10 protein-coding genes are annotated in these 9,879 nt (G+C 72.0%); 6 read left to right on the top strand and 4 right to left on the bottom strand.

Going from position 1 to position 9,879, the window contains the following annotated elements:
- From H5J30_RS08675 to H5J30_RS08685, 3 genes are all read right to left on the bottom strand, one after another.
- Positions 1–549: NADH-quinone oxidoreductase subunit C (locus H5J30_RS08675; RefSeq protein WP_181786649.1), on the bottom strand; the 549-nt coding region annotated here is incomplete at its 3' end.
- Positions 546–1,130 (bottom strand): NADH-quinone oxidoreductase subunit B, encoded by a 585-nt coding sequence (locus tag H5J30_RS08680; protein WP_181786650.1) that lies wholly within the window; start codon positions 1,128–1,130, stop codon positions 546–548. The genes H5J30_RS08680 and H5J30_RS08675, both read right to left, overlap by 4 nt.
- Positions 1,121–1,513: an NADH-quinone oxidoreductase subunit A gene (locus H5J30_RS08685; RefSeq protein ID WP_220188675.1), complete on the bottom strand. Its 393-nt coding sequence runs from the start codon at positions 1,511–1,513 to the stop codon at positions 1,121–1,123. Before H5J30_RS08685 ends, H5J30_RS08680 begins: the two co-directional genes overlap by 10 nt.
- 294 nt (positions 1,514–1,807) lie before the next feature.
- Between H5J30_RS08685 and H5J30_RS08690 the strand changes: the two genes are divergently transcribed.
- The 5 genes from H5J30_RS08690 to H5J30_RS08710 all read left to right on the top strand — a co-directional run bounded on the left by H5J30_RS08690 (position 1,808) and on the right by H5J30_RS08710 (position 8,589).
- The gene (locus tag H5J30_RS08690) at positions 1,808–3,016 is read left to right on the top strand and encodes a sensor histidine kinase (protein WP_181786652.1); all 1,209 of its coding nucleotides are present in this window, start codon (positions 1,808–1,810) and stop codon (positions 3,014–3,016) included.
- Positions 3,017–3,154: 138 nt separating this feature from the next.
- Positions 3,155–4,471, top strand: coding sequence for a sensor histidine kinase (locus tag H5J30_RS08695; protein WP_181786654.1), 1,317 nt, complete (start codon positions 3,155–3,157; stop codon positions 4,469–4,471).
- Between the two features lie 252 nt (positions 4,472–4,723).
- Complete coding sequence (locus H5J30_RS08700; protein ID WP_026276710.1) at positions 4,724–5,383, top strand: response regulator transcription factor; 660 nt, start codon at positions 4,724–4,726, stop codon at positions 5,381–5,383.
- Between the two features lie 259 nt (positions 5,384–5,642).
- A complete protein-coding gene (locus H5J30_RS08705) occupies positions 5,643–7,520 on the top strand; it encodes a 2-oxoacid:acceptor oxidoreductase subunit alpha (protein WP_181786657.1) in 1,878 nt (625 codons plus the stop codon).
- On the top strand, positions 7,513–8,589 hold the full coding sequence (locus tag H5J30_RS08710) for a 2-oxoacid:ferredoxin oxidoreductase subunit beta (protein WP_181786659.1): 1,077 nt from the start codon (positions 7,513–7,515) through the stop codon (positions 8,587–8,589). The genes H5J30_RS08705 and H5J30_RS08710 overlap by 8 nt, the downstream gene beginning before the upstream one ends.
- Before the next feature lie 75 nt (positions 8,590–8,664).
- On the opposite strand, the gene H5J30_RS08715 is transcribed toward H5J30_RS08710, so the two are convergent.
- Positions 8,665–9,087: a winged helix-turn-helix transcriptional regulator gene (locus tag H5J30_RS08715; protein WP_181786661.1), complete on the bottom strand. Its 423-nt coding sequence runs from the start codon at positions 9,085–9,087 to the stop codon at positions 8,665–8,667.
- 75 nt (positions 9,088–9,162) lie between these two features.
- On the opposite strand from H5J30_RS08715, the gene H5J30_RS08720 reads away from it, so the two are divergent.
- On the top strand, positions 9,163–9,879 hold a 717-nt coding region (locus H5J30_RS08720), incomplete at its 3' end, for an NAD(P)H-binding protein (protein WP_181786663.1).

Genomic DNA, 9,879 nt, shown 5'->3' on the forward strand with positions numbered 1-9,879 from the left:
GCCCGGGGGCTGCATCTGGCGCCGCTTCGGGCCGCCCGCGTGGGACTCGCCCGGTTCCTTCGCGCCCGGCCACGCCTTCGCCACCCGGGCCGCCAGGACGAAGTCCTTCCGCAGCGGGTGGCCCTCGAACTCCTCCGGCAGCAGCAGCCGCGCCAGGTGCGGGTGGCCGGGGAAGTCGACGCCGAACATCTCGTGCGTCTCCCGCTCGTGCCACGCGGCCCCCGCGTAGACGTCCGTCGCCGTGGCCAGCGCCGGGGCGGCGTGCGGCACCGTCGTGCGGAGCAGCAGCCGGCGCGGCGGAGTGCCGACGGCGACGACGTGGGCGGCGACGCGGAAGCCCTCGGCCGGTTCGTCGACGGCGCTGAGCCAGTCGAAGAACGTGCAGCCCAGCTCGTCGCGCGCGGTCCGCAGCGCGGTGGTCCAGGACGCGGCGGGTACGTCCACCGTCAGGACGCCGTACGCCTCCTTCGCCACCGCCTCCGGGCCGAACAGCTCCGTGGCGGCCCGTGGGAGCCAGCCCGGGCCCCCCTCCCCCTGCTGCTCCGTCATCCGGCGTCCTCCGGCGGCTTCACCAGCCCGCTCGTCAGCGCCCCCACCGACGCGCCGGACGACCCGCCCGGCCCGTTCCCGTAGCGCTCCTCCAGCGACTCCCGCGCGATCTTCTCCTGGAGCTTCAGGATCCCCTGCAGCAGGGCCTCCGGCCGCGGCGGGCAGCCGGGCACGTACACGTCCACCGGGATGATCTGGTCCACGCCCTTCGTCACCGAGTACGAGTCCCAGTACGGCCCGCCGCAGTTGGAGCAGGCGCCGAAGGAGATCACGTACTTCGGCTCCGGCATCTGCTCGTACAGCCGCTTCACCGACGGCGCCATCTTGTCCGTCACCGTGCCGGACACCACCATCAGGTCCGCCTGCCGCGGGCCGGGGGCGAACGGGATGACGCCGAGGCGGATGAAGTCGTGCCGGGCCATCGACGCGGCGATGAACTCGATCGCGCAGCAGGCGAGGCCGAAGTTGAAGACCCACAGGCTGTAGCGGCGGCCCCAGTTGAGGACCACCTTCATCGGCTGGGGCGCCAGCCGCTGCAGGATGCCGAGGCTCTGCGCGGGCCGCGCGGGGGTCACGTCCATTCCAGGACGCCCTTCTTCCAGGCGTACAGCAGGCCCACGGCGAGGAAGCCGAGGAAGATGAACATCTCCACGAGCGTCACGGCCCCGTACCCGGGCGCCGCGAAGACCGTCGCCCAGGGGAAGAGGAAGATGGCGTCGACCGCGAAGATCACGTACAGGAAGGCGTACACGTAGTAGCGGACCTGCGTGTGCGCCCAGCCCTCCCCGACCGGGTCCACCCCGCACTCGTACGTCAGCAGCTTCTCGGGTGTCGGCACCGCGGGCCGCAGCAGCCGGGCGCCGCCGAAGGCGACCCCGACGAAGAGCAGGCCCAGCACGGCGACGAGGCCGACCACTCCGTAGCCGTCGAAGTACCCGGCGGCAACGGCGTCGGCGGCGAGCATGTCCGGCACGTCCGCTTCGCTCCTGACTGCTGTGGCTGGCTGACCCGTGCGCATTCGGTCAGGACATCGATCTGTACGGGCAAGGAGTGTAGGCCCTGCCCCGGGCGCTGTGCCCATCCCGTGTACGCCAGTTCCTGCGCGCCGCGGAAGCCGCCCGCCGTCGCACCCGCCCCACGGGCCCCACACCCGGGCACCGAAACGGAGACTTCTCCGTAAAGGGTGGGGTTAACCCCCGTACGTTCCCCGGTACACCCCCCATGGCGCGCCCCCGCCCCGGCGCGGCACCCTGGGAGGATGACCCACAGCCGCCCTGGCGCGGAGCCGCTGGCCAAGCCGCGCGGCGACGAGCCGCTCCCCCCGCCGCGCCCGCCGCTCAGCGGCACGACCTGGCTTGAGGTCGTGCATCTGCTGGTGAACCTCCCCATGGCGCTCTTCGCCTTCACCTACGTCTCCCTGTGGCTGTACGCGGGCGCGCTGCTGTCGATCACCGTCATCGGCCTGCCGCTGCTGGCCGCGGGGCTCACCGGCGCCCGCCTGCTGGGCTCGTGGGAGCGCGCGCGGGCGCGGGGGCTGCTCGGCGTGCACGTCGACGCGCCGACGCCGATCCGGCGCAGCACGTACGGCGGCTTCCTGCCGTGGCTGTGGGCGACGCTGAAGGACCCGGTGGGCTGGCGGACGACGCTGTACAGCGTGATCCGGCTGCCGTGGGGGATCCTCACGTTCGCCGTGACGCTGGTGTCGCTGTTCGTCCTGTGGCCGCTGCTGCCGTGGCTGGCGCGCGGTCTGGCGGACGCGGACCGTGCGATGGTACGCGCGCTGCTGGCGCCGTCGGATCCGCTGGAGCGGCGGATCAAGGAGCTGGAGGAGGACCGCGGGGTCGTGGTGGACACGGCCGCGGCCGACCTGCGGCGTATCGAGCGCGACCTGCACGACGGCGCCCAGGCCCGGCTGGTGGCGCTGGCCATGGGCCTCGGCCTGGCGAAGGAGAAGCTGCTGGAGGACCCCGAGGCGGCGGCCGAGATGGTGGGCGAGGCGCACGGCGAGGTGAAGCTCGCCCTCCAGGAGCTGCGCGACCTCGCCCGCGGCATCCATCCGGCGATCCTCACCGACCGCGGCCTGGGCCCCGCGCTGTCGGCCGTCGCCGCCCGCTGCACGGTGCCCGTCGCGGTGACCGTCGACCTCAAGGACCGCCCGGCGCAGGCCATCGAGGGGATCGCGTACTACACGGTCTCCGAGCTGCTCCAGAACATCAGCAAGCACAGCGGCGCGAAGACCGCGAGCGCCGACGTGTGGCACGCGGAGGGGCGCATCATGCTCCAGGTCACCGACGACGGGAAGGGCGGCGCCCGGCTGGACGGCGGCACGGGGCTGTCGGGTCTCGCGGACCGGCTGGGCTCGGTGGACGGGCTGCTGGTCGTCGACTCGCCGAGCGGCGGTCCCACGGTCGTCACCGCCGAACTCCCCTGGCGCGGCCGCGAGTCGCAGGCGCAGGCGCGCCCGTAGCCCCACCGGCGGGGGTGGGGTTTTCCCCCGTACCGACAGACCGACCTGCTCCATGGCCCGCGGCGCCCCCGCGGAGGAGGCTTGAGGCACAAGGTCGACAGACCCGTCACCAGCGCTCCGGCAGAAGGACTTGCGACGATGGACAGCACCGCGTACGCCCCCGAGGCCCGCCGCCCGCGGGTCCCCCTCGCCCTGCGCGCGCCCTTCGAGGCGCGCACCTGGCGCGAGTTCCTCTACCACCTGCTCAGCCTGCCGGTGTCGATCGTGTTCTTCGTCTACACGATCACGATGCTGTCGCTGGGCGTCGGCCTGCTGATCACGTTCCTCGGCGTCCCCGTGCTCGCCGCGATGCTGGCCGGCTGCCGCGGCATGGGCTACTTCGAGCGGTCCCGGGCGCGGCTGCTGCTGGGCGTGCACATCGACGACCCGGAGCCGCTGCGCCGGCGGGCGTCCGGGTTCATGGGCTGGGTCGGGTCGCTGTTCCGCAGCGGCGAGTCGTGGCGGACGATGCTCTACGGGCTGCTGCACATGTTCTGGGCAGTGTGCTCGTTCGGCATCTCGCTGGCCGTCATGTTCTGGAGCTGGTCGATGGTCACGTACCCGCTGTGGCAGTGGGTCTTCCCCGCGCACTGGGGCCAGGACGGCCTCCAGGTGTACGGGAACGCCGACGGCGACGGCTGGTACCTGGACTCGCCGCTGGAGCAGCTCTTCGCGGTCGGCGTCGGCGGGGTCTTCCTGCTCGCCTCGCCGTGGGTGGTGCGCGGCCTGTCGTACGTGGACCGGGCGATGGTCGTCGGGCTGCTGGGCCCGTCGAAGCTGGCGACGCGGGTGCAGGAGCTGGAGACCGACCGCGGGGTCGTGGTGGACACGGCCGCGGCCGACCTGCGGCGTATCGAGCGCGACCTGCACGACGGCGCGCAGGCCCGGCTGGTCGCGCTGGCGATGGACCTGGGGCTGGCGAAGGAGAAGCTGCTGGAGGACCCGGAGGCCGCGGCCGAGATGGTCGACGAGGCGCACGGCGAGGTGAAGCTCGCCCTCCAGGAGCTGCGCGACCTCGCCCGCGGCATCCACCCCGCGATCCTCACCGACCGCGGCCTGGGCCCCGCGCTGTCGGCCGTCGCCGCCCGCTGCACGGTGCCGGTGTCGGTGACGGTGGACCTGCTGGAGCGGCCGGCGCAGTCGATCGAGGGCATCGCGTACTACACGACCTCCGAGCTGCTGCAGAACATCAGCAAGCACAGCGGCGCGAGCCGGGCCATGGTGGACCTGTGGCGGGCGGAGGGCCGGCTGATGATCCAGGTGACGGACGACGGCAACGGCGGCGCGCGGCTGGACGGCGGCACGGGGCTGTCGGGTCTCGCGGACCGGCTGGGCTCGGTGGACGGGCTGCTGGTCGTCGACTCGCCGCCCGGCGGCCCGACGGTGGTCACGGCGGAGCTGCCCTGGCGGGCCTGAGCGCGCGTACGGGTACGGGCCCGGCTCACAGGCCCGGCGCGCGGGCAGGCCCCGTACCCGTACACCTGACGCGGCTCCACGCGCCTGCGCCCCCGGCCGGGGGCGCAGGCGCGTCCCCCGTGCCCCGGCGACCGCCGTTTCCCACCCTTTACCTGCCGTTATCCGCCTCCGGCGCCTCCCCCCGCGCCGAATGCTGGGATGCTGGAGGTCTACACATCTTCGTATGGGGGGCAGGCAACGGTGGAGGACAGCGTGCGGGTGGTCATCGCCGAGGATTCGGTGCTGCTCCGGGAGGGGCTCACCCGGCTGCTCACCGACCGGGGCCACGAGGTCGTCGCCGGTGTCGGCGACGGCGTGGCGCTGGTCAAGACGGTGGGGGAGCTGGCCGCCGAGGGCAGTGCGCCGGACGTCGTCGTCGCCGACGTGCGCATGCCCCCGACGCACACCGACGAGGGCGTCCGCGCCGCCGTCCAGCTGCGGCGCGACCATCCGGACGTCGGCGTGCTGGTGCTCTCGCAGTACGTCGAGGAGCAGTACGCCACCGAGCTGATCGCCGGCTCCAGCCGCGGGGTCGGCTATCTGCTGAAGGACCGGGTCGCGGAGGTCCGCGAGTTCGTCGACGCCGTCGTCCGCGTGGCCGAGGGCGGCACGGCGCTCGACCCGGAGGTCGTCGCCCAGCTGCTGGGCCGCAGCCGCAAGCAGGACGTGCTCGCCGGGCTGACCCCGCGCGAGCGCGAGGTGCTGGGCCTGATGGCCGAGGGGCGGACGAACTCGGCGATCGCCGGGCAGCTCGTCGTGAGCGACGGCGCGGTGGAGAAGCACGTCAGCAACATCTTCATGAAGCTCGGCCTGGCGCCGAGTGAGGGGGATCACCGCCGGGTGCTCGCGGTCCTCACCTACCTCAACTCCTGACCGCTTCCGAACGGGCCCGACCGGTTCTGGCCGCCCTGTGACCTGGCCTCCCCGCTGTCCGTAACAAGGGATTGTCACACCGGTGACCGGATCCGGCCGAGCGGTAGATAGCGACAAATGCGGATATATGGTGACGTCTCACCACCGTCCAATTCGCGGACCCGCTCAGGAAGGCATGCCTAACCGACGTACGATGTTCTTTGGGCAAGGCGGCCGGAATCCCGTTCCCGATCGGCCGCCGCGAGGGAGGTCCGCGAAGGTGACCAGCGAGGTCAACAGCAAAGAGGTCAAGCGCCTGGACCGGGTGATCATCCGGTTCGCCGGCGATTCCGGAGACGGGATGCAGCTGACCGGGGACCGCTTCACCTCGGAGACCGCGTCGTTCGGCAACGACCTGTCGACGCTTCCGAACTTCCCCGCCGAGATCCGGGCCCCCGCAGGCACCCTGCCGGGGGTCTCCAGTTTCCAGGTGCACTTCGCCGACCACGACATCCTCACTCCGGGCGACGCGCCCAACGTGCTGGTGGCGATGAACCCGGCCGCCCTGAAGGCGAACATCGGCGACGTCCCGCGCGGCGCCGAGGTGATCGTCAACACGGACGAGTTCACCAAGCGCGCGATGGCCAAGGTGGGTTACGAGGCGAGCCCCCTGGAGGACGGCTCCCTCGACGGGTACAGCGTGCACGAGGTGCCGCTGACCACGCTGACGGTCGAGGCGCTGAAGGAGTACGGGCTGTCCCGCAAGGACGCCGGCCGCTCCAAGAACATGTTCGCGCTCGGCCTGCTGAGCTGGATGTACCACCGCCCCACCGAGGGCACGGTGGAGTTCCTGCGGACGAAGTTCGCCAAGAAGCCGGACATCGCCGAGGCCAACATCTCCGCCTTCCAGGCGGGGTGGAACTTCGGCGAGACGACGGAGGACTTCGCCGTCTCGTACGAGGTCGCCCCGGCCCAGTCCGCGTTCCCCGCCGGCACGTACCGCTCGATCTCCGGGAACCTGGCCCTCGCGTACGGCCTGATCGCCGCGGGGAAGCAGGCGGACCTGCCGGTGTTCCTCGGCTCGTACCCGATCACGCCGGCCTCGGACATCCTCCACGAGCTGAGCCGGCACAAGAACTTCGGCGTACGCACCTTCCAGGCCGAGGATGAGATCGCCGGCATCGGCGCCGCGCTCGGCGCCGCCTTCGGCGGCGCGCTCGGCGTGACGACCACCTCCGGCCCCGGCGTCGCACTGAAGGCCGAGACCGTGGGCCTGGCGGTGTCGCTGGAGCTGCCGCTGCTGATCCTGGACATCCAGCGCGGCGGTCCGTCCACCGGGCTGCCCACCAAGACCGAGCAGGCGGACCTGCTGCAGGCGATGTTCGGGCGCAACGGCGAGGCGCCGGTGCCGATCGTCGCGCCGTGCACGCCGTCGGACTGCTTCACCGCGGCCCTGGACGCGGCCCATATCGCGCTGACGTACCGCACGCCGGTGATGCTGCTCTCCGACGGCTATCTGGCCAACGGCTCCGAGCCCTGGCGCATCCCGGAGGTCGACGAACTGCCGGACCTGCGGGTGCAGTTCGCGTCCCAGCCGAACCACACGACGGCCGACGGCACCGAGGTCTTCTGGCCGTACAAGCGCGACCCGCAGACCCTCGCCCGCCCCTGGGCGATCCCCGGCACCCCGGGTCTCGAACACCGCATCGGCGGCATCGAGAAGGAGGACGGCTCGGGCAACATCTCGTACTCGCCGTCCAACCACGACTTCATGGTGCGCACCCGGCAGGCGAAGGTCGACGGCGTCGAGGTGCCCGACATCGAGGTCGACGACCCCGACGGCAAGGCGCGCACGCTGGTGCTGGGCTGGGGTTCGACCTACGGGCCGATCACCGCGGCCGTACGCCGCGTGCGCCGTGCCGGCGACCACATCGCGCAGGCCCATCTGCGCTACGTCAACCCGTTCCCGGCCAACCTCGGCGAGGTGCTGGCGGCGTACGACAAGGTCATCGTCCCCGAGATGAACCTCGGCCAGCTCGCGACCCTGATCCGCGCGAAGTATCTCGTGGACGCCTTCTCGTACAACCAGGTCAACGGCATGCCCTTCAAGGCCGAGCAGCTTGCCACCGCCCTCAAGGAGGCCATCGACAATGGCTGAGACGACCGCCGGGGGACCGGCGATCGAAGCGCTTTCGCTGATCCCCAAGGCCGAAGCCAAGCAGTCCATGAAGGACTTCAAGACGGACCAGGAAGTGCGCTGGTGCCCCGGCTGCGGCGACTACGCCGTGCTGGCCGCGGTGCAGGGCTTCATGCCCGAACTCGGCCTGGCCAAGGAGAACATCGTCTTCGTCTCCGGCATCGGCTGCTCCTCCCGCTTCCCGTACTACATGAGCACGTACGGGATGCACTCCATCCACGGCCGCGCCCCGGCCATCGCCACCGGTCTGGCCAGCACCCGGCGCGACCTGTCCGTCTGGGTCGTCACCGGCGACGGCGACGCGCTGTCCATCGGCGGCAACCACCTGATCCACGCGCTCCGCCGCAACGTCAACCTCAAGATCCTGCTCTTCAACAACCGGATCTACGGCCTGACCAAGGGGCAGTACTCGCCGACCTCCGAGGTCGGCAAGGTCACCAAGTCCACCCCCATGGGCTCGCTCGACGCGCCGTTCAACCCGGTCTCGCTGGCGCTCGGCGCCGAGGCGTCGTTCGTGGCCCGTACGGTCGACTCGGACCGCAAGCACCTCACCGAGACCCTGCGCGCGGCCGCCGCGCACCCGGGCACGGCGCTGATCGAGATCTACCAGAACTGCAACATCTTCAACGACAACGCCTTCGAGGTGCTGAAGGACCGCCAGCAGGCGCAGGAGGCGGTGATCCGGCTGGAGCACGGGCAGCCGATCCGCTTCGGCGCCGACGACCACAAGGGCGTCGTCCGCGACGCGGCCACCGGCGACCTGGAGATCGTGGAGGTGACGCCCGAGAACGAGGCGGACGTCCTCGTCCACGACGCCCACGCCGCCACCCCGACGACGGCGTTCGCGCTCTCCCGGCTGGCCGACCCCAACACCCTGCACCACACGCCGATCGGCATCCTGCGGAACGTGCAGCGGCAGGTGTACGACACGGAGATGGCGGAGCAGCTCGACGAGGCGGTGCAGCGCAAGGGCAAGGGCGACCTGGCCGGGCTGCTCGCCGGGGGCGACACCTGGACGGTGCTCGGCTGAGCCGGCCGCGGGCGGCGGGCTGACGGACGCGCGACCTGTCCCCCGCCGATACGACCCGGGCCCGGGCCTGTGCGATCAGACCCGGGCTTCGTCGTACCCCTCGCGGGCCGCGGTGACCGCCGGCACGCTGTCGTTCGCCCAGATCGCCAACGGCCGTACCCGCAGGGCCGCCTGCTCGCCGAGCGGGGTCAGGGAGTACTCGACGTGCGGCGGGATGACGGGCTTGGCCACGCGCAGCACCAGGCCGTCGCGCTCCAGGGTCTGCAGGGTCTGGGCGAGCATCTTCTCGCTCACCCCGCCGATGCGCCGCCGCAGCGCGCTGAACCGCACCGTCCCCTCCAGCAGCGCGAGCAGCACCAGCACGCCCCAGCGGCTGACGACGTGCTCCATGATGTTCCGCGCGGGGCAGTCGGCCGTGATGACGTCGGGAAAGCCCGGCAGTCGGTCGGCTTCCGCCGCTTGGACCGCTTGGGCCGCCGCCTGCGCCTCTGCCTGCATGCTTACCTCCACATCAGTACCTTACGTAGAAGTGGGTACTTTCTCTCCGTAAGTATGCATCCTACGGTGGCGGGTATGAAGATCACCGTCACCGGAGCCACCGGACATCTCGGCCGCCTCGTCGTCGCGGCACTGCTGGAGCAGGTACCCGCGGAGCGGGTGGCCGCCGTCGTACGCACCAGGGACAGGGCCGCGGACCTCGCCGCCCACGGGGTGGAGGTGCGGGTCGCCGACTACGACGAGCCGGACACGCTCGCGGGCGCCTTCCGCGCGGGCGAGCGGGTGCTGTTCGTCTCCGGCAGCGAGGTCGGGCGGCGGGTGCCGCAGCACGCGGCCGTCGTCGGCGCCGCCGCGGCGGCGGGCGTGGGGCTGCTCGCGTACACCGGCATCCTGGGCGGGCCGAAGGCGGACTTCCTGCTGGCGGACGAGCACAAGGCGACCGAGCAGCTCGTCCTCGACTCCGGCCTGCCGTACGTCTTCCTGCGCAACGGCTGGTACCACGAGAACTACACCGAGCACCTCGCGACCGTCCTCGACCACGGCGCCGTCCTCGGCAGCGCGGGCACCGGCCGGATCTCCTCCGCCGCCCGCGCCGACTACGCCGCCGCGGCCGTCGCGGTGCTCACCGGCGAGGGGCACGAGGGCCGGGCGTACGAACTGAGCGGCGACACCGCGTGGAGCTTCGCGGAGTACGCCGCGGAGGTCGCCCGGCAGTCCGGCACGCCGGTCGGCTACCGCGAACTGCCGCCCCACGAGCACCGGCAGGTCCTCGTCGGGGCCGGGCTGCCGGAG

It is taken from the genome of Streptomyces phytophilus (assembly GCF_013870535.1).
In the GTDB taxonomy this organism is placed as follows: domain Bacteria; phylum Actinomycetota; class Actinomycetes; order Streptomycetales; family Streptomycetaceae; genus Streptomyces; species Streptomyces phytophilus.

Excerpts from the sequence above, each read along its gene's own strand:
- H5J30_RS08680 (WP_181786650.1), bottom strand. The coding sequence starts at position 1,130 with ATGGACGTGACCCCCGCGCGGCCCGCGCAGAGCCTCGGCATCCTGCAG.
- H5J30_RS08685 (WP_220188675.1), bottom strand. The coding sequence starts at position 1,513 with ATGCTCGCCGCCGACGCCGTTGCCGCCGGGTACTTCGACGGCTACGGA.
- H5J30_RS08690 (WP_181786652.1), top strand. The coding sequence starts at position 1,808 with ATGACCCACAGCCGCCCTGGCGCGGAGCCGCTGGCCAAGCCGCGCGGC.
- H5J30_RS08695 (WP_181786654.1), top strand. The coding sequence starts at position 3,155 with ATGGACAGCACCGCGTACGCCCCCGAGGCCCGCCGCCCGCGGGTCCCC.
- H5J30_RS08710 (WP_181786659.1), top strand. The coding sequence starts at position 7,513 with ATGGCTGAGACGACCGCCGGGGGACCGGCGATCGAAGCGCTTTCGCTG.
- H5J30_RS08715 (WP_181786661.1), bottom strand. The coding sequence starts at position 9,087 with ATGCAGGCAGAGGCGCAGGCGGCGGCCCAAGCGGTCCAAGCGGCGGAA.